Annotated in this window: 24 protein-coding genes; 21 read left to right on the top strand and 3 right to left on the bottom strand. The window is 36.7% G+C overall.

All coding sequences use genetic code 11. From position 1 onward, the window contains the following. The first annotated feature begins 26 nt into the window (after window positions 1-26). The 5 genes from rsgA (at window position 27) to spoVM (ending at window position 2,581) form a co-directional block, all read left to right on the top strand. A complete protein-coding gene (gene rsgA / locus BHF68_RS02425) occupies window positions 27-923 on the top strand; it encodes a ribosome small subunit-dependent GTPase A (RefSeq protein WP_069642031.1) in 897 nt (298 codons plus the stop codon). A gap of 17 nt (window positions 924-940) precedes the next feature. Next, complete coding sequence (rpe, locus tag BHF68_RS02430) at window positions 941-1,588, top strand: ribulose-phosphate 3-epimerase (RefSeq protein ID WP_069642032.1); 648 nt, start codon at window positions 941-943, stop codon at window positions 1,586-1,588. Continuing rightward, window positions 1,581-2,210, top strand: coding sequence for a thiamine diphosphokinase (locus tag BHF68_RS02435; RefSeq protein WP_069642033.1), 630 nt, complete (start codon window positions 1,581-1,583; stop codon window positions 2,208-2,210). The genes rpe and BHF68_RS02435 overlap by 8 nt, the downstream gene beginning before the upstream one ends. Window positions 2,211-2,293: 83 nt before the next feature. Then, window positions 2,294-2,464 (top strand): hypothetical protein, encoded by a 171-nt coding sequence (locus BHF68_RS15310; RefSeq protein WP_176719862.1) that lies wholly within the window; start codon window positions 2,294-2,296, stop codon window positions 2,462-2,464. 33 nt (window positions 2,465-2,497) lie between these two features. Continuing rightward, on the top strand, window positions 2,498-2,581 hold the full coding sequence (gene spoVM / locus BHF68_RS15775; RefSeq protein ID WP_141706218.1) for a stage V sporulation protein SpoVM: 84 nt from the start codon (window positions 2,498-2,500) through the stop codon (window positions 2,579-2,581). Window positions 2,582-2,640: 59 nt separating this feature from the next. On the opposite strand, the gene rpmB is transcribed toward spoVM, so the two are convergent. After that, entirely contained in the window at window positions 2,641-2,832 is a 192-nt protein-coding gene (gene rpmB / locus BHF68_RS02440) for a 50S ribosomal protein L28 (RefSeq protein WP_069642034.1), read from the bottom strand. 167 nt (window positions 2,833-2,999) lie between these two features. Between rpmB and BHF68_RS02445 the strand changes: the two genes are divergently transcribed. The 7 genes from BHF68_RS02445 to coaD all read left to right on the top strand — a co-directional run bounded on the left by BHF68_RS02445 (window position 3,000) and on the right by coaD (window position 9,695). Continuing rightward, window positions 3,000-3,362, top strand: coding sequence for an Asp23/Gls24 family envelope stress response protein (locus BHF68_RS02445; RefSeq protein WP_069642035.1), 363 nt, complete (start codon window positions 3,000-3,002; stop codon window positions 3,360-3,362). 13 nt (window positions 3,363-3,375) lie between these two features. Continuing rightward, window positions 3,376-5,031: a DAK2 domain-containing protein gene (locus BHF68_RS02450; RefSeq protein WP_069642036.1), complete on the top strand. Its 1,656-nt coding sequence runs from the start codon at window positions 3,376-3,378 to the stop codon at window positions 5,029-5,031. Between the two features lie 12 nt (window positions 5,032-5,043). Further along, window positions 5,044-5,898, top strand: coding sequence for a DegV family protein (locus BHF68_RS02455; RefSeq protein ID WP_069642037.1), 855 nt, complete (start codon window positions 5,044-5,046; stop codon window positions 5,896-5,898). A gap of 33 nt (window positions 5,899-5,931) precedes the next feature. Continuing rightward, window positions 5,932-7,965 (top strand): ATP-dependent DNA helicase RecG, encoded by a 2,034-nt coding sequence (gene recG / locus BHF68_RS02460; protein WP_069642038.1) that lies wholly within the window; start codon window positions 5,932-5,934, stop codon window positions 7,963-7,965. A 42-nt stretch (window positions 7,966-8,007) separates the two neighbouring features. Beyond that, entirely contained in the window at window positions 8,008-8,247 is a 240-nt protein-coding gene (locus tag BHF68_RS02465; protein ID WP_069642039.1) for an alpha/beta-type small acid-soluble spore protein, read from the top strand. A 403-nt stretch (window positions 8,248-8,650) separates the two neighbouring features. Next, window positions 8,651-9,217 carry a 16S rRNA (guanine(966)-N(2))-methyltransferase RsmD gene (gene rsmD, locus BHF68_RS02470; RefSeq protein WP_069642040.1) on the top strand — a complete coding sequence of 189 codons (567 nt, stop codon included), beginning with the start codon at window positions 8,651-8,653 and terminating at the stop codon, window positions 9,215-9,217. Between the two features lies 1 nt (window position 9,218). Then, window positions 9,219-9,695 carry a pantetheine-phosphate adenylyltransferase gene (gene coaD / locus BHF68_RS02475; RefSeq protein ID WP_069642041.1) on the top strand — a complete coding sequence of 159 codons (477 nt, stop codon included), beginning with the start codon at window positions 9,219-9,221 and terminating at the stop codon, window positions 9,693-9,695. Here coaD and ylbJ read toward each other — a convergent pair. Then, window positions 9,676-10,914, bottom strand: coding sequence for a sporulation integral membrane protein YlbJ (ylbJ, locus tag BHF68_RS02480; protein WP_069642042.1), 1,239 nt, complete (start codon window positions 10,912-10,914; stop codon window positions 9,676-9,678). The two genes, coaD and ylbJ, sit on opposite strands and share 20 nt — an antisense overlap. A gap of 83 nt (window positions 10,915-10,997) precedes the next feature. On the opposite strand from ylbJ, the gene BHF68_RS02485 reads away from it, so the two are divergent. Together BHF68_RS02485 and BHF68_RS02490 are read left to right on the top strand one after the other, a co-directional pair. Beyond that, window positions 10,998-11,792 (top strand): patatin-like phospholipase family protein, encoded by a 795-nt coding sequence (locus tag BHF68_RS02485; RefSeq protein WP_069642043.1) that lies wholly within the window; start codon window positions 10,998-11,000, stop codon window positions 11,790-11,792. After that, window positions 11,782-12,849 carry a SepM family pheromone-processing serine protease gene (locus BHF68_RS02490; protein ID WP_084019146.1) on the top strand — a complete coding sequence of 356 codons (1,068 nt, stop codon included), beginning with the start codon at window positions 11,782-11,784 and terminating at the stop codon, window positions 12,847-12,849. The genes BHF68_RS02485 and BHF68_RS02490 overlap by 11 nt, the downstream gene beginning before the upstream one ends. Window positions 12,850-12,854: 5 nt before the next feature. On the opposite strand, the gene BHF68_RS02495 is transcribed toward BHF68_RS02490, so the two are convergent. Continuing rightward, the gene (locus tag BHF68_RS02495) at window positions 12,855-14,066 is read right to left on the bottom strand and encodes a nucleotidyltransferase (RefSeq protein WP_069642044.1); all 1,212 of its coding nucleotides are present in this window, start codon (window positions 14,064-14,066) and stop codon (window positions 12,855-12,857) included. 160 nt (window positions 14,067-14,226) lie between these two features. Between BHF68_RS02495 and BHF68_RS02500 the strand changes: the two genes are divergently transcribed. From BHF68_RS02500 to fabD, 7 genes are all read left to right on the top strand, one after another. Beyond that, window positions 14,227-14,751, top strand: a complete 525-nt coding sequence (locus tag BHF68_RS02500; protein WP_069642045.1) for a YceD family protein — start codon at window positions 14,227-14,229, stop codon at window positions 14,749-14,751. 40 nt (window positions 14,752-14,791) lie between these two features. Further along, window positions 14,792-14,965, top strand: a complete 174-nt coding sequence (rpmF, locus tag BHF68_RS02505; RefSeq protein ID WP_069642046.1) for a 50S ribosomal protein L32 — start codon at window positions 14,792-14,794, stop codon at window positions 14,963-14,965. Between the two features lie 141 nt (window positions 14,966-15,106). Further along, window positions 15,107-15,673 (top strand): transcription factor FapR, encoded by a 567-nt coding sequence (fapR, locus tag BHF68_RS02510; RefSeq protein WP_069642047.1) that lies wholly within the window; start codon window positions 15,107-15,109, stop codon window positions 15,671-15,673. A 14-nt stretch (window positions 15,674-15,687) separates the two neighbouring features. Beyond that, window positions 15,688-16,689 carry a phosphate acyltransferase PlsX gene (plsX, locus tag BHF68_RS02515; protein ID WP_069642048.1) on the top strand — a complete coding sequence of 334 codons (1,002 nt, stop codon included), beginning with the start codon at window positions 15,688-15,690 and terminating at the stop codon, window positions 16,687-16,689. Beyond that, a complete protein-coding gene (locus BHF68_RS02520) occupies window positions 16,682-17,668 on the top strand; it encodes a beta-ketoacyl-ACP synthase III (RefSeq protein WP_069642049.1) in 987 nt (328 codons plus the stop codon). The genes plsX and BHF68_RS02520 overlap by 8 nt, the downstream gene beginning before the upstream one ends. A 27-nt stretch (window positions 17,669-17,695) precedes the next feature. Continuing rightward, window positions 17,696-18,634 carry an enoyl-[acyl-carrier-protein] reductase FabK gene (gene fabK, locus BHF68_RS02525; RefSeq protein WP_069642050.1) on the top strand — a complete coding sequence of 313 codons (939 nt, stop codon included), beginning with the start codon at window positions 17,696-17,698 and terminating at the stop codon, window positions 18,632-18,634. A 13-nt stretch (window positions 18,635-18,647) separates the two neighbouring features. After that, entirely contained in the window at window positions 18,648-19,592 is a 945-nt protein-coding gene (gene fabD / locus BHF68_RS02530; protein ID WP_069642051.1) for an ACP S-malonyltransferase, read from the top strand. Window positions 19,593-19,604: the final 12 nt, after the last annotated feature.

The following is a 19,604-nucleotide window of genomic DNA, read 5'->3' on the forward strand; positions in this document are numbered from 1 at the left end:
GGCTCTAGCAAAAGAGGGTGAAATACATGTCAGAAGGTACAATCGTTAAAGCATTAAGTGGATTCTTCTACGTTCAAGATGATGAAGACAAACAAATATATGAGTGTAGAGGTCGAGGAATTCTAAAGAAAAATAATGTGTCACCATTGGTAGGCGACTACGTCAACTACACCTCGTTACCAGGTAATCAAGGTGTCATTGAGGAGATTAAGCCTCGCAAGAACGAATTTTTCAGACCTAAGGTAGCGAATGTAGATCAAGTATTGCTAGTGTTCACCCATATTGAGCCAGCATGGAATCAACGTTTATTGGACCGGTTTATCGTTATGGCAGAATCGGTAGATGTAGAGGCAGTATTGGTGATTAATAAAATTGATATGCTTAATCAAGAACAACAATTGGATATGGAAACCAATCGACAACTTTATGAGGGGCTAGGGTATAGAGTCATTTTAACTTCAGCTGAATCTGGTGACGGGAAAGCAGAACTATTAGATGCTCTTAAGGATAAAATTTCAATGTTTTCTGGACAATCAGGCGTAGGGAAATCTAGCTTACTTAATATGCTAGATCCTGGTTTGGAGCTTAAAACAGGTGATATAAGTAATAAGCTTAAACGTGGTAAGCATACAACGCGCCACGTAGAGCTTTTCCCCTTAGCAAACGGAGGTTATGTGGTTGATACCCCAGGTTTTAGCCAAATTGATCTATCTATTATAGGGGACAGCTCCTTAATTGCTAAATTTTTTAGAGAGATAAACGAAGTTGGTGAGCATTGTAAATATAGAGGATGCACCCATACTGCAGAAGATAGCTGCAAAGTTATTGAATATGTCGAGCAAGGAAAAATAGATGCCCAGAGATACAAGCATTATACGGAACTTGTAGAAGAAATAAACGATTACAACAAAAATAAGTATTAGAATGGGAGGATAAATAAATGTCAATAAAAATTGCACCTTCAATACTGTCGGCAGACTTTGCAAAATTAGGCGATGAAATAAAATTAGTAGAAAAAGCTGGAGTTGACATGATACATATTGATGTTATGGACGGTCACTTTGTGCCAAACATTACAATCGGACCATTAGTTGTAAAAGCCATTAAACCTATTACATCATTACCGCTGGATGTACATTTAATGATTGAGAATGCCGATTTATATATAGCGGACTTTTGTAAAGCTGGGGCTGATATTATTACAGTACACGCTGAGGCCTGTACACATTTACATCGGACGATACAGCTTATTAAAAGTCATGGAGTTAAAGCAGCAGTTTCCTTAAATCCTGCTACTCCATTAAATGTACTAGAATACGTTTTACCAGATGTAGATATGGTACTAATCATGTCTGTAAATCCTGGCTTTGGTGGCCAGTCATTTATTCCAAGTGCAATAACTAAGATTAAGCAATTAAAGCAGATGATAGATGAGCAGAATTTAAATATTGACATTCAAGTTGACGGCGGCGTTAACGATAAAACAGCTAAAGAAGTAATTAATGCTGGAGCAAATGTTCTAGTTGCAGGATCTTATTTATTTGGACATGAAGATATTGATAATAGGGTGAGATTGTTACGTGGCTAACTCAAATATTCATGTGAAAATCGTTACTGGTTACGCTAATACACAAATTGATAAAGTAGCAAATGATTATATCATAGCAGTTGATAGTGGTATTAGCTTATTAAGAAAGCAATTAATTACCCCTGACTGCCTAGTAGGAGATTTAGATTCAGCCCCAGAGGAAGATGTTATGTGGGCTGTAGATAAAGGTGTAGATATAATTAAATTTCCTAGTGAAAAGGATCAAGTAGATACAGAGCTAGCATTAGAGCAGGCATATCTACAGCAGCCTGGTGAAATAACCATTTATAACGATTTAACAGGAAGATTTGATCAAGCAATAGCATTAGTATACCTCCTTCTAAAGCCTCTAAAAAAGAACATTCCTTGTAGGATTGTCGGCAAATATAATCAGGTATGTTTAGTTGATACACAGATTACATTAACTAAATGCGATGCCTTTGTTTCAATCCTACCTTTTACCCCTACGGCGCAGGCAACTGCTACTGGACTAAAGTATCAGCTGCCAGCTATCCTTGAAGCAGATAATCCTATTGGAATAAGTAATGAATTTATAGGAAAAGAAGCAGAAATAAAAGTAAAACAGGGAATAATTTTATTGGTCATGAGTAAAATTGTATAAATGAACAAGTTTAGGGCACATTTTTAAAAGTTGTGAATATATATGTAATAACTAAATGTGCCTAAATGAGGGGTACGATTTCCATGAGCTTTCAAAATCGCAAAAAAAACAAAGTTCTACGAAAAAGTATCGGTCTTGTTATTGCTGTTATTGGACTAGGGATTTTAGCTAATTACTTACCAGGATGGATATGGCCGCTAGTAGCTGGTGTTGGACTTATTAGTTTAGGATGGGTCATGTATAATAACGCATGATTTATTGCAAGACGATTTAAGGAGGGGTTAGGCTTGCGCTTTTATACGATTAAATTGCCGAGGTTTTTAGGAGGAATCGTAAAATCTTTTATCAGCTTGTTTCAGAAAAATGGGTAATAAAAAAAGACTTCCGCCTATTATAATAATTAGGCAGAAGTCTTTTTTTGATAATTTGCTTAAATAGCTCGAGTAACTTTACCTGATCTGATACAGCTGGTGCAAACGTTAATACGTTTTACAGAACCGTTCATAACTGCTCGAACTTTTTGAATATTTGGTTTCCATTCACGTTTTGTTTTTCTATTTGAGTGACTCACATGAAATCCTGAGCGAGAATCCTTTTCACAAATATCACAACGCTTTGCCATGTTGTTCGCACCTCCTTACGTTCAACCGTGCATAACTCAATTAAAAACACTTAATTATAATATCATAATAAAAATTGCAAAGCAATACTGAAAAAAATTATTGATGACTTTTTATATTGCATAAACTATAGTAAAATATATTATAATCAATTTGGAGGTGTTGCTTAATGACCATAAATTATATTAATGAAAAAGGCAAGATAGATATTGGAGAGCAAGTAGTTGCCGTAATCGCAGGTATGGCTGCAATCGATAGCTATGGAATTGTTGGGATGGCTAGTAGACATCAGATTAAAGATGGTATTTCCGAATTATTAAAAAAAGATAATTTGTCAAAAGGTATAGAAGTTTATACAAAAGATGAAAAAGTATATATTGATTTACATATCGTTGTTAGCTATGGAGTTAAAATTTCAGAGGTAGCGCAAAACGTTCAAGAAAAAGTTAAATATATTTTAGAAAATCAAATTGGCGTCAAAGTGGAAGAAGTGAATGTAATAGTTCAAGGGGTTAAAGTTTTGGCAGAATAGGGGGAAGCAAATTATGCCGTCAAAAATAGGCAGCCAAGAAATGTATGCAATGCTATACACTGGAGGGAAGGCACTAGAACAACAGGTATCTGAAATAGATGCACTAAATGTTTTTCCCGTACCAGATGGCGATACAGGTACAAATATGAACTTATCTTTCCAGTCTGGAATACAAGAAATGGAATCAAACCATTCTGAAACCGACACACTAGGCAGCACAATGGGTAGTTTTGCTAGAGGTATAATGATGGGCGCTAGAGGAAATTCAGGTGTTATTCTATCGCAATTATTCCGCGGCATGTCACAAGCACTTAAAGGCAAGGAAGTGGCGACTTCAGAAGACTTTGCCCTTGCATTGGACAAAGGTGTAGAAATAGCCTATAAGGCCGTAATGAAGCCTGTAGAAGGCACTATTCTTACAGTTGCTAGGGAATCAGCTAAAGCTGCTGTCCGTGCTAGTAAGCGCAACCCGTCGATAGATGAAGTGTTCAAAGCGGCAATTGACCAAGCTGAATTAACTTTAGAACAAACACCAGACATGCTTCCTGTATTGAAGGAAGTTGGCGTTGTTGATGCTGGAGGCAAAGGGTTAATTGTCATATATAAAGGTATGTATCAAGCGTTAACAGGTGAACAATTAACATTTGAACGGAAGGCTACTAAACAGCAGTCAACTTCACATGAAGTTGTAGCTTCGGAGGAATTTGGTTATTGCACGGAATTTATTATTCAAAATTTAACTGAGCCAGTTAATGAAACTTTCCTAAGATCTACCCTATCGGATATGGGTGACTCTCTACTCGTTGTACATGACGAAGATTTTGTTAAAATTCATATCCATACATTAGATCCGGGCCAAGTATTATCTCATTGCTTGCAGATTGGAAGCTTACATAGAATTAAGATCGATAACATGACAGAGCAACATGAACACACACAAGCAAATAAAGAAACTAGTGCTGTAGTTAAACAAAGCAATTACAGTCAAGCTCATGATGGCCAGTTAAAGCCTTATGGAATTGTATCTGTTACTAATGGGGAAGGAATCAAGGATATCTTCATGTCATTAGGAGCTAACGAAGTAGTTTTTGGCGGACAATCAATGAACCCATCTACGGAAGATTTGGCTAATGCAGTAAGGAAGATTAATGCAGAAACTGTTATCATTTTACCTAATAACAAAAATATTATATTAGCTGCTGAACAGGTAGCAAGTGTAGTTGAAGATAAACAAATAATCGTGATACCAACAAAAACAATCCCTGAAGGAATAGCTGCTATTCTATCCTTTCATGAAGAGCAGGATATTGAAGATAACATTGATGTAATGAAGGATGCTGCTAAATCAGTAGTAAGCGGACAGGTTACGTATGCGATTCGGGATACACAAATTAATGGAGCTACGATTAAAGAAGGGGATATTTTGGGTATTCTTGGAAGTGAAATTGTAGTTAATGGAACAAATCTTGTTCAAACAACTGTTGATTTGTTAGAAAATATGGTAGACAAAGATGAACATGAAATTATTACAATTTTTACTGGAGAGGAAGTGAAACAGCCAGAAATAGCTGAATTACAGGAAATTATTGAAGCAAAATATGATGATTTTGACATCGAGATTAAAAGCGGGTTACAGCCTACGTATTATTTTATCATTTCCGTAGAATAGAGGAGTGGCTATATGGGGATAAAAATTGTTGTCGATAGCACATGTGATTTACAGGATGATGTATTACAGGAATACGGAATCGAGCGTGTGTCCTTAAAGGTTCACTTTAAGAATGAGACATATCGAGACTGGATTGATATTAAACCTAAGGAGTTCTATCAGAAGCTTCGAAATTCTGAGGTGCTTCCAACTACATCACAGCCTTCACCTGCTGAGTTTATAGATCTCTATAAAAGTATAGCGACTGAAGATGACTCAATTATATCAATACATCTTGGAGCTAAATTAAGTGGTACAGTCCAATCAGCTGTTTTAGCAAAATCAATGTTAGAAAATTATGATATTACAGTAGTCGATTCTAAGCAAGCTACATGTGGTACTGGGTTTATTGCAATTGCAGCTGCAGAAGCAGCAAAACACGGAAAATCGAAGGAAGATATCTTAGCACTTATTGAAAAAATTATTGATAATCAACGGACATTATTTATGGTTGATACCTTAGAGTATCTTAAAAAGGGCGGAAGAATTGGTAAGGCAAGTGCACTTATAGGATCATTATTAAACATTAAACCAATCCTGTCTTTAGATATCGATGGTGGTGTAATGTCTGTAGATAAAGCTCGCGGCAAGAAGAAAGCAGAGAAGGCAATTCTCCAAATCTTAAAAAATACATACGGGGATAAAGAACTGTCAGTTGCTCTCTGTCATGCCGACTCCATAGATACGGTTGAAGAATTTTCTTCAATACTTAAAGAAGAATTAAATATTGCTGACATTATGATTGCTGATATAGGACCAGTTATAGGCACACATGTGGGGCCAGGGGCTTGGGGAGTAATTGCACACGAGAAAAATTTAAAGTCTTAGCAAAACTATAATAATACATTGAGTGAGTAGAAGATGATAAATATATTTTCAAAGCCCTTAGAGGAATTAAAGGGTATAGGACCGAAAACGTCTTCGGAGTTTCGAAGCTTAGGTATAAATACAGTAAAGGATTTATTAGACTACTTCCCCTTTCGTTATGAAGATAGAAGTATCCAGAATGAAGAGAGCTTTATAGATGGGCAAACGATAACTTTTACTGGAAAAGTAATTAAAAATCCATATATACAACGAAGGGGAAGAACTGCTCGTCTTATTTTGACCGTTAGGTTAGGTGATTCACGTCAAATTAGATGTGTTTGGTTTAACCAGCCATATTTAGCTAGCAAACTTAAACTAAATACGGAAATAACGATTACAGGTAAGTATTCAGAGCAGCATAAACAAATAACAGTATCAAGCTATGAAATAAGGGCTGATAATCGGGAAATGATACACAGTAATGGTATCATTCCTATTTATTTTGGAACAAAATCATTGAATACGAATAAAATCAGAAAATTGATTGCAAGCATACTATTTATGCCACAAGTAGAAGTTGCGGAAGCGTTGCCAGAATATTTAAGTGAGCGCTATAAATTAATCGATAGGTATCAGGCATACAAATGGATACACTTTCCTGAAAATAGCTATCAGCTTAAGCAGGCCAAACGAAGGCTTATATTTGAAGAGTTTTTCTATTACCAATTAAAAATACAGCAGACTCGTAAGTTTTATAAAGTTAATACTAAGGATAAAACCCGTGAGTTTGACAATGATATACTAAACAATTTTATTGAAGGTCTAAGCTTTCAATTAACAGACGCTCAAAAAAATAGTCTTCAGGAAATTCTAACTGATATGGGTAGTAATAAAGTTATGTATCGTTTACTTCATGGTGATGTAGGGTCTGGGAAAACGATAATTGCTACTTTAGCGTTAATAGCAAATTGGACAAGTAATTATCAAGGTGTCTTAATGGTTCCGACGGAAATCTTAGCTGAGCAGCATTTTAAGAATATTTGTAGCGATGTTGCTCATTTGGGGATAAATGTTTGTTTGCTCACAAGTAAGTATACTAAATCCCAAAGAAATAATATAATCGAGGGCATTCAGGATAAAGAGTTCGATATTATAATCGGAACCCATGCTTTGTTTCAAGAAGATGTCATATATGCAGATTTAGGATTAGTAATAATTGATGAACAGCATCGTTTTGGTGTTCATCAAAGAGAGCTCTTGAGAATGAAGGGTAAATTGCCTGACTTGTTGCTAATGTCTGCAACGCCGATTCCGCGAACGATGGCCATGACCTTATATGGTGATATCGACATGTCGGTTTTAAATGAATTACCAGCAAGTAGGAAAAAAATCATAACTAAGTCCGACCCATTAAAACATGAAAACAAAATATTTTTACAATTAAAGGATATTTTAGATAATGGACAGCAGCTGTATATCGTATGTCCACTAATCGAAGAATCGGAACAGCTAAATTTGGAGAATGTATATGAAATAGCAGAGCGACTCTCTGACTACTTCGATTCATATAAAATAGGTATATTGCATGGTCGACTTACCAGCATTGAACGGGAGAATATTATGTTAGAGTTCATAGCTGGAGAAATCAACATACTCGTTGCAACAACAGTAATCGAGGTTGGTGTTAATGTACCTAACGCTTCAGCTATAGTCATATATAATGCTGAAAGATTCGGACTTGCTCAATTGCATCAGCTTAGGGGTAGGGTAGGTCGTGGTTCATATCAAGCTTACTGTTATCTAATTACTGATAGTACTACTGAGTCGTCAAAGGCTCGAATAGATGCAATGGAAAAATCAAATGATGGTTTTTTTCTCGCGGAACAGGATTTATTACTTAGGGGTCCTGGGGAAATGCTTGGAAAACGTCAAAGTGGCTTGCCGACATTTAAAATTGGTGATGTCATATTAGATATGAAGATTATGGAAGTGGCGAGAATGGAGGCTGCACAGCTTGTTAACGATGAGACCTTAGCCGAAAAAGTGTGTCTAGATAATATAATTACAGGAAGTAACTTCCTGGCATAAGAACTGTATATCGGGACAACCTAAGGCTAAGGAGGTGATAACATGGGAGTTGGACAAGAGCGTTCTAGTAACTGGTTAGTAGTGCCTGAAGCTTACCAAGCAATGGATAAATTCAAGTATGAAGTTGCTAGTGAGTTAGGTATTCAACCGCCAAGCAGTGGTTACTGGGGTAACATGACATCTCGTGATTGTGGAGCCGTTGGAGGCCATATGACTCGTAAATTGGTTCAAATGGGTGAGCAACAATTAATGAACCAAAAAGGATCATCTACAACATTCTAATTGAGTAGAAATAGTATAAGCGGACCCTAACGGGTCCGCTTTTAACATATGTGCACAAAAAAAGACAAGAAAAAATAAAAAAAAGTCCCTAGATTATTTTCTAGGGAAATTGACAAATGATAATTCATTTGCCTAATGGGAGAGGAGAAACCGGAGGAAGAACTTATGGGGAAAAGTCTTCTCCGCGGTTGTCCGACAGCAACCATTTGTTACTGTCAGATATAGTATGCACGATAAAACCATAAGTATACATTATTTGTTATTTATTTTACTATTTTATACTAATAATTAGAGTAGCGCATTCGAGATTGTTTTATTTTGTCGGACATTTACCTACATCATTGCTTATGCTATATTGATATTTATATAAAAAGATAGATACAATAATATGGACGTGATAAAATTGAGAGTTATTTCAGGAGACAAGCGAGGTATTTCATTAGAAGCTGTACCTGGCCAGAAAACGAGACCGACTACAGACAGGGTAAAGGAGTCAATATTTAATATAATTACACCCTACATTGATGGTGGGAAAGTATTAGATTTGTTTGCTGGATCGGGCGCCTTAGGTATAGAGACACTAAGTAGGGGTGCAGAATTCGCTGTTTTTATTGATGTTTCATTTAATTCTATCAAATGCATTAAAAAGAACCTGGCCCAAACTGAATATCAAAAAAGCGCAGAAGTTTATAAAGCTGATTGGAAAACAGCCATAGACAAACTTGCTAAGAGGGAAATGAAATTTGACTATGTATTTCTGGATCCACCATACGTTGAATTTCAAGAAAAAATACCTCAGATTGTGACAGCATTAGAAGAAAAAAATCTTTTATGCACAAATGCGATTATTGTTTGCGAGCATGAGAATAAATATAATATGCCGTTAATATCTGCAGAGTTATTCAAACAGCAACATTATAAGTACGGTAATACAGGAATAACAGTACTCTATAGACTGGGAGGCAATTAAAGTGAACATAGCAGTTTACCCTGGAAGTTTTGATCCAGTTACATACGGGCACCTTGATATCATTGAGCGAGGAGCAAAAATCTTTGATAAGGTTGTCGTTGCAATTTTAGAAAATCCAAATAAAAATCCCCTTTTTTCTATTGATCAGCGAAAGCAGCTACTGATATCGGCAACTTCGAACTTAAGTAATGTAGAAATCGATAGCTTCCATGGGTTATTAGCTGATTATATGCTACACATAAATGCAAGGGCTATAATAAAAGGGTTACGAGCCGTCTCTGATTTTGAATATGAACTACAAATGGCGTCAATAAATAAGAAGCTAGCGCCAGAAGTTGAAACATTTTTTATGATGACAAACAATAATTATTCTTTTTTAAGCTCAAGCGTCGTAAAAGAGGTCGCAAAATATGGTGGAGATATTAGTGATTTAGTTCCTGAAAATGTATTAGAGGCTTTTAAAAAAATCTACGATTAATAAATCGCTGTCTTGCATATATCAGGAGGCTTATCATTAACATAAATGTTAGGATAGAAAGACTCATTGTAGCCATGATAACCCAGTAATTCCATAGCTTGAATTCGATTGGAGCCTGGGAATATGAAAATACAGGTATAGCATGATGGCTTAATAAATAATTAGATGGTTTCCAAATAATTAATGTTAAAACGCCAGCTATTAGCGCATGGAAAATCCTTGAAACGAAAAATGGCCAATAGCGTATGTCGGTTGCACTTAAAATTGCGGCTATTTGAGCATGGACACTTAAGCCTCCCCAAGCTAGAATAACGCTTACTATTGAAATTTTTTGCAAGAAGGTTACTTCTGTACTTATACTTGCTTCCTTACTACCTATAGTAACCTCGAAAATTCCAGAAATAAAAGCAGTTGCTAGCTCTGGAGCAAATCCAACAAGAGAAAGCACGAAGGCAGCTATATACACAAATAAATTTGTGATTTTTAGAGCACCTAAGATCGAGATTAGTACTGACATTAGAATTATAAAACCTCCAATAAGGGCTAGTGTACTGATTGAGCTAGTAACGGCATCACCTAACAGCTTCCCAAGTGGGCGTCGATCTTTAATCCTAGCCTGATGCATTGCTTTCAAAGCACGTAATAAAATCATATCCTTTGTTTTCATGCTTTTAGGTGTGTTAGTACTTCTAACATCGTGGTTTCTCATTAATAGTCCAACTATGATTGCAGATAGGTAATGTGCTATTACGATGATGACCCCTAGTGTGGGATTGTAAAAGAAACCTACTGCAATAGCACCAAACATAAATAACGGATCAGATGTGGTAGTAAATGCTACTAAACGTTCACCTTCGGAACGAGTTACTAAACCCTGCTCGCGAAGTCTGGTAGTAATTTTTGAACTTATAGGATAACCAGAAGAAAACCCCATAGTCATAACAAATGCGCCTGAGCCTGGTACGTTAAAAAGTGGACGCATCAAAGGTTCTAGTAACACACTCATAAAATGAACTACACCTAGTCCCATGAGTATTTCAGATAGAATAAAAAATGGTAATAATGCTGGGAAAACAACCTCCCACCATATAGTTAGGCCCCGCAAAGAGGACTGGAAGGAGATATCCGGGAATTTAATTAAAGAAATGACAATTATAAATGTTGTAAACCCTAACAGACCTGTTTTCCAGTACGATTTATTTGAAATGTAATATAGCATTTTGCTCCTCCGTCGTATAGTACATGTTATAAAGAATATATTTAGTAAATAGACACTTTATACATTTAAAAGAGGTGAATTTGGTGGGAGGGCAAAAATTAGGGGTTGCTTTAGGGGCTGGCGGAGCGCGAGGTTTAGCCCATATAGGGGTACTGCAGGCATTGAAAGAAATGGATGTTAAGATAGATTGTATAGCTGGAAGCAGTATAGGTAGTATGATAGCTGCCTTTTACGGAAATAAAATGGATTTGCGGATGGTAGGTAAATTTTTGGCATCGTTAAACAGGAAGCATTGGCTAGATTTATGTGTTCCTGGATTAGGATTAGTTACTGGAGATAAATTCAAGGAAATAGTAAAATTATTAACACATAATAAAAATATTGAGGATTTGAGCATACCAATTGCAATAGTAGCTACAGATTTAGAAAAAGGCGAACGTGTTGTTTTTCTTAAAGGACCTATATATCAAGCAGTGAGGGCGAGCTGCTCAATACCAGGGATTTTTGTTCCTGAGAAAGTTAATGGTAATATCCTAGTTGACGGTGGAGTTATTGATCGTGTTCCTACATCAGTAGTAAAAGATCTAGGCGCAGATTATACAATCGCCGTTGATGTAGCTCCCAAAAAAAGCGAGGTAAAAATTAGTACTATGTTTGATGTGATTGCACAAACTATAGATATTCTAGAAGCAGAGATATTAAAGCTACGACTATTAGATGCTGACGTTGTAATCCAGCCAAAGGTTGGGCATATTGGAATAGCTTCTTTTGATAAAGTAGAAGAGTGTATAGAATCGGGCTACATAGCAGCGTATGAAAAGGAACAGCAAATTATAAGTTTACTGAAGAACAAGAGAGGAGACAGCAATGAATTATAAATACGACAAAAAAGGAATAGATATTTCTTCTGTTCTTAAAGTTATAGCAATAATATTTATTATAGTAGCGGGGCTTGGGTATGTGGTTGACGTCGATTACTACTTAATGATGCCTGGAACTGCTGAACATCTTAGGCCAATAATTGAAGTTGACGGTGAACTTAGTGATGAAAAGGGTAAATTTATGCTAACAACAGTTTCTTCAATTCCTGGCAATATGCTTTTTTATACTTTTGCCAACATAAGCAATAGGATTGGGTTGTATGAAATCGAAATTAAGGAGAAAGAAGAGGTTTTAGGCCACTTTGACATGGATGACGACTTATATAGACAGATTATGCTTTTATATATGAGCCAATCACAGCAGGAAGCGGTATATAATGCGTTTTTATTAGCTAATGAGGATGTTGAATTTATTGAAAATGCCGTATTGGTTAGGGACGTTGCCCCAGACTCGATGGCAGTTAACATTCTACGCCCTGGAGATAGTATAAAGATGGTAGATGGCTTTGAAGTGAAGAACTCAGAACAGATGATTGAGTATGTTAGAAACCAAAGACCTGGGGACACGGTACATATCGTCTACGAAAGGGGTGGGGAGAGCAGAGAAGCGGATATCATGCTAATGACTCATCCAGAAGTTGATGAAGCTAGGATTGGCATCATGATTATGACAGATCGGGAGTTAGTGACGAATCGTGATGTTAGAATTTCTACTGGACGTATAGGTGGCTCTTCTGCAGGCATGATGTTTACCTTAGAAATCTATAATCAGTTGGTAGAGCAAGATATTACCAAAGGGTATTATATAGCTGGTACGGGAACAATAAACGCTGACGGATATGTTGGACAAATTGGCGGCGTCAAACACAAAGTAAGAGCTGCCCGCAGGGCTAATGCAGATATATTTTTCGTCCCAATGGATATACATCCTTATGATACAAACGAGCAGGAAGCAAACACTGTAAATGCGAGGCTTGACGAGCCAATTACAGTCGTACCAATCAAGCATATCCAAGATGCTATAGATTACCTTGAAGGATTACCTGCGCGGTAATCTCTTCAAAAACGAATGGGTGGAAGTGTGAAATCTCTATTTACTAATCCAGACATAGATATTTCGTTTTTCCGTCTCTGTTGTTCGATTAAACTGTAGATTCTTGTTGCAGTAATATCATAATCAGAATATAAAAACGACTCACGACCCCAGTTAGTGATTATTGGAATTGAGCTGGACTTTTTAGCTTGTTGTAGAAATGTTTGCCCTTTTGCATTAAAACCTAAAACCCGGGCGTATTGAGCAGGCTTCAATTGTTCCAAATCTTTTTTCATCATGTTCAATAAAATATGTATCAGTGCCCTTTGAATCCGTGTCCAAGTATAATTTTTGCACTTTATTTGGCTAATTAAGCTTGAAACAGTAGGTGCATTTTTGCAATACTTTGTAATTCGCGTAGCTAGGCCTTTGTCTATATCAACATAGCACTGCAAATCGCTTGCTTTTAGAGGATAAAGCTTAGAGAATAACATATTTCTGAAATCATCTAATGTTAATATATCTTTGTAGGTTGTCCTTAGAATATCTAATGTTACACCAGGAACGTAGGGAGCAATTGCGTCAAAAGTTTCAGTCTCAATTAATTTGCGGATTGCTGTGGCGCTTGCAATCGCTTTATCAGTTATAGTTGTAGCATGATAATCGGCAGCAGTTCTTTTAATTGTGTATGGTGTAATCGAACTTTCTAATTGTTTTAGCGCAAGCATGTACATTAAGCCCAATGTATTGTTTGCTTGCAATCTAATATTGCTTTCTAAATCTGGATATTCCGCTAATAAAGCGGCTTCCATAGCTTTAGGATATGAGACCCCAGATTGCATCTGTTGCTTTATTGAGTGTTTAAAATCCTTAGATTCATTTAATAATATGGAGCTTATTTTGTCTAAAGCGTCAATGCTACCAGATTCACTCCCAAAGCATATAGAATTCACACAACCTAATTGATGTAGTATACTTATAGCACCATAAGCAAACACTTGAGCATTTTGGGTTGCATATACGGTCGGTAATTCTAATACAATATCAACACCAGCACGTAAGGCCATGTCGGCTCGTGTCCATTTATCGGTGATAGCTGGTTCACCGCGCTGTAGGAAGTTGCCACTCATGACAGCAACTAAGGTATCTGCATTAGTAGCTTGTTTGCTTTTTTCTATATGATAAGCGTGACCGTTATGAAAAGGGTTATATTCGACTATTATACCAGTGGCATTCATTTTTTTACGCTCCATTTAAGAAAATTTTTACGCTCCACTTAATAAAATAAATAATTAAAATTACGAAAATAATATTGTAAGTATAACAACAAAAGTCATAGTTGACAATTTACTGTTACACCGTTATAATTACTTTTGTTGTCTATATGAGGTGAGACAAATGAAGATACGTATTGAAAAGGAATATCCTATTACAAAGGATCACCAGTATATTAAGACTACAATTGATTTACAGGAATTAACAGACGATTCATTGATTAATGATATTACTGAAGTTCTTGTAGATATTGAAGTTGTCAATACTAAGCCGCGAGAATATCAAGTATCTGGTTCAGTAAAAACAACGATAGGGTTGATATGCGGTAACTGTTTGCAGGATTTACAAGTTAATGTAAATTCTACCCTTGATGAAATATTTGTACTTGCTGAAATGACTGATTTTGAATCTGGTGCAATTGAAGAATCAGATGACAAATTCAATTACATAGCAGGACAAGTAATTGATTTAAAACCATTTATTAAACAAGAAATCTTACTAAGCTTACCCATGAAGCCGCTATGCAAAGAAGTGTGCAAAGGACTTTGTCCTAAATGTGGTGTTAATAGAAATATAGAATCATGCGATTGCAACACGCAACGTATTGATCCGCGCTTAGCAGATTTGGCAGACTTTTTTAAAAAATAGTCGAACCATTTTGATAGTTAGTATTAAGGAGGTGGAAGGTATGGCAGTACCTTTTAGAAAAGTATCGAAAACACGCAAGAGAAAGCGTCGTACTCATTTTAAACTTTCTATACCTGGTATGGTAGAGTGCCCACAATGCCACGAGATGAAATTATCCCACCGTGTATGTAAAAGCTGTGGATATTATAAAGATCGTGAAGTCGTAAGCAAGTAAAAGCAAAGTTAACCCTTTGCTTTTTTACTTGCTTTTTTTTATATAAATATATATACTAATTTATGACCTAGTAATAAAATGTAGATAATAGAATAACATAATAATAACTTTACAAATTTCTAAGGAAAGATGGGTTAGTTAATGAGGCTCTCCAAAAAGGAACGGCATTTATTGCTGCGCAAAAAACTTGAAGAGATTCCATTTTTGACAGATGAAGACTTGGCTGAAGAATTGTCAGTAAGTATACCAACAATACGTTTGGATCGTTTAGAGCTTGGGATTCCTGAGCTAAGGGGACGAATTAAAACAGTAGCAGAAGCAAATCTTCAAAAAGTAAAGTCATTACATATCAATGAGGTTATAGGTGATGTTTTAGATTTACAGTTAAACACGAGTGGTATTTCGATATTCGAGATTCAACGCCAGCATATCTTTCAAAAAACAAGGATTGCAAGGGGACACTACTTATTTGCCCAAGCAAATTCGCTAGCGGTTGCTGTAATTGACTCTGAGGTAGTATTGACAGCCACTGCTAATATAAGATTTTTACGTCCTGTGTTCCTTGGGGAAAAATGTGTAGCTAAGGCTTATGTGGTTGAAGAAGTTAATACTAAAGGTGTATTTGTTATTAAGGTTGACACCTTCGTGCAAAATGAACAGGTATTTAGTGGCGAATTTAAAGTAGCTAAATATACAGACGGAAAATAGGAGGATCTATTATTATGAAAATTGCAATAGATGCTATGGGTGGAGATTATGCACCTGCAGAGATTGTTTATGGCGTAATAGAATCTGCTAAGAAGCATCAAGATGTTTTATTTGCTTTAGTAGGCGATGAGAATAAAATAAAAGAGCATATAAATGAATTACCTAAAAACATTACGATACATCATACTGATGAAGTAATTGAAGTTGATGAAGAACCTGTTAGGGCTGTGAAAAAGAAAAAAAATTCATCCATAGTGGTAGCGGCTAAACTTGTAAAAGAGAAGCAAGCTCAGGCAATGATTACTGCAGGCAATACAGGCGCCTTTATGGCTGCTGGACTTTTAGTTATTGGAAGACTGCCTGGAGTAGCTCGTCCAGCTCTAGCACCAGTATTTCCATCTAAAGGTGGAAAGGGAACGATGGTTTTGGACGTTGGTGCTAATATGGATGCTAAACCCGAATACTTACTACAGCACGCAATTCTCGGAAGTATTTATATGAATAAGATGCTAGGAATCCAATCACCAAGGGTGGGCCTTGTGAACATAGGAAGCGAAGCTGGTAAAGGTAATGAGTTATCGAAAGCAGCTTATCAATTATTAGAACAAGCATCTATTAACTTTGTTGGGAATATTGAGGCCCGTGATGTTATGGCAGATAAATGTGATGTGCTTGTATGTGATGGATTTACGGGAAACATATTATTAAAGACGGCTGAGGGAGTAGCTTCTACAATATTTGGAACTTTAAAAAGTGAAATTAAAAAATCGTTAATTGCTAAAATAGGTGGTTTTATTTTGCTTCCTACCTTTAAAACGCTTAAGGGTAAACTCGACTATCATGAGTATGGTGGTGCACCACTATTAGGCTTAAATGGTGCGTGTATTAAAAGTCACGGATCTTCTGACCGTAGAGCTATCATGAATGCAATCGAGCAAACGATGACGTTTATCAATAATAATACACTTGAAGAAATGACTAGGGAGCTTACGAACAGGAGTGAAGTTGTTGAATAACATAAATGTTGGAATTCTAGGCACGGGCTCATATTTGCCAGAAAAAATAGTTACTAATAAAGACTTAGAGCAACAAATTGATACTACTGATGAGTGGATACGCTCTAGAACTGGTATAGAGGAAAGACGCATTGCAAAAGCATGTGAATCAACATCAGATTTGGGGATTATAGCTGCAAAAAAGGCTTTAGAAGATGCTAACGTTGACGCTAAGGAAATAGATTTAATTATAGTTGCTACACTAACACCTGATTACACCTTCCCAAGTACGGCGTGTATAATCCAACATCAACTAGGTGCTAAAAAAGCAGCTGCATATGATTTATCTGCTGCTTGCTCAGGCTTTATTTATGGTGTTGCTAGCGGTGCACAGTTTATTGAATCTGGACTTTATAAATATGTTTTAGTCATTGGTGCAGAAACTATTACTAAGATTCTTGACTGGGAAGATCGCTCTACCTGTGTGCTTTTTGGTGATGGTGCAGGTGCCTGTGTCTTAGGACCTGTAAACGATGAGAGAGGATTTAAGTCCTTTGTGTTAGGCTCTGATGGTAGTGGAGGAGCATTGTTAAGTCAGCCGTCTAGTGGGTCAAAGCAACCAATTACACCAGAGACAATTGCAGCAAAAGCAAACACTTTAAAAATGGTTGGAAGTGAAGTGTTTAAGTTTGCTGTCAGAGTAATGGGGAATGTCTCGGAAGAGGCAGTGGAAAAATCAGGTTTGCGTAAAGAAGATATTGACTTTTTCGTGCCACACCAGGCAAATATTAGAATTATTGAACCAGCTATGAAGCGCCTCGGCCTAGGTATGGATAAAGTATATATAAATTTAAATAAATATGGAAATATGTCATCAGCTTCTATTCCAGTTGCCTTAGACGAGGCGATTCGATTTGGACAGATAAAAAAGGGTGACACTGTAATCTTAGTTGGTTTTGGCGCAGGTTTAACCTGGGGTGCAACTGTTGTAACGATGTAAAAAAAGTACATTATTGGAGGGTTATGAATGAAAACAAAAATTACTGAACTATTAGGTATTGAGTATCCAATTATTCAAGGAGGAATGGCTTGGATAGCCAATGGCGACTTAGCTTTAGCTGTGTCTAAAGCAGGCGGTTTAGGAACTATTGGCGCAGGTAGTGCTCCAGCAGAATGGGTTAGAGGAGAAATTCAGAAAGTAAAGTCATTAACAGATAAACCTTTTGCTGTAAACATCATGCTTTTATCACCTCACGCTAAAGATGTAGTAGATGTTGTAATCGAAGAGCAAGTTCCAATAGTAACTACAGGTGCTGGTAATCCAGGGATTTTCATGAAACGATTTAAGGAAGCTGGCATTAAGGTTATACCAGTTGTACCATCTGTAGCACTTGCTAAAAGGCTAGAGAAGCTTGGAGTTGACGCGCTGATTGTTGAAGGGATGGAAGCTGGAGGCCATATTGGTGAACTGACAACGATGGCATTAGTCCCACAGGTTGTGGATGCAGTAAATGTACCTGTTATTGCAGCTGGAGGAATGGCTGACGGTAGAGGTTTAGTAGCAGCCTTAGCACTAGGTGCTGAAGGAGTACAATTTGGAACAAGATTTATTGTTGCACATGAATGTACAGCTCCGCATCAAAACTATAAAGAGGCAATAATAAAAGCTAGTGACCGTGACACAGTCGTAACAGGTCGTCCGACTGGGCATCCTGTGCGTGTTATTCGTAATAAGCTAACTAGGGAATACCAAGAACTTGAAAAGAGTGGAGCATCTAAAGAGGAATTAGAGTCATTTGGTATTGGTAAATATCGCATGGCTGTAGAAGGTGATATTCAGCATGGATCCATTTTATCAGGACAAATTGCAGGGATGGTAACTAAGCAAGAATCTGTAGCAGAGATTATAGAAGATATAATGGCTACAACGAAATCAACTTTAGAGCGAGTACGTGCAGTAAACTAGGAGGAAATTAAAGATGGGAAAGGTAGCATTTGTATTTCCAGGTCAAGGCTCTCAATATGTTGGAATGGCCAAAGACTTATACGACCAATTTCCAGAAGTACGCGAGCTTTACAAACAAGCAGATGAGATTATAGGTGAAGATATTACAAAGCTATGCTTTGAAGGACCTGATAATGAATTAAGAAAAACTTTTAATACACAACCAGCGCTATTATTAACAAGCATGGCTGTATTGAAAGCGATGGAACTATCAGGCATAAATATTAAAGCAGATTATATGGCAGGGCATAGTCTAGGGGAATACTCGGCAATTGTCGCTGCAGGTGGTTTATCTTTCGAGGATGGGGTAGCACTTGTTCGAAAAAGAGGAATGTTTATGGAAGAAGCTGTACCTGAAGGAAAAGGTGCAATGACAGCTATTCTTGGACTTGATAGAGAAGTTTTACAAGATATTTGTTCTAAAGCTTCAAAGCCAGACGATGTTGTTCAACTTGCAAATATTAATTGCCCTGGTCAGATTGTGATTTCTGGTCATAAGGGTGCCGTTGAAATAGCGGGAGAATTAGCTAAGCAACAGGGTGCTAAACGTGTAATTCCATTAACGGTTAGTGGGCCTTTTCATTCTGCATTGATGGAGCCAGCAAAAGAAAATTTACAACAAGCAATTTCAAAAATATGCTTTAATGATACTGATATACCAGTAGTAGCTAATGTCGATGCTAAGCAAGTTTCTAGGTCTGGAAATATCAAAGAACTTTTACTCGAACAACTTACATCATCCGTTCTTTGGGAAGATTCAATACGTCATCTTGTAGATGAAGGTGTAGATACGTTCATTGAGGTTGGTGCTGGGAAGGTTTTATCAGGACTTATTAAAAAAATTCATCGCGATCTTAATATTTATAATGTAGAAGATTTAGACTCCATAGAAAAACTAAAAAAATCATTATCAAATTAATTTTTTCATAGG

This window comes from Desulfuribacillus alkaliarsenatis (assembly GCF_001730225.1).
GTDB classification, from domain to species: domain Bacteria; phylum Bacillota; class Bacilli; order Desulfuribacillales; family Desulfuribacillaceae; genus Desulfuribacillus; species Desulfuribacillus alkaliarsenatis.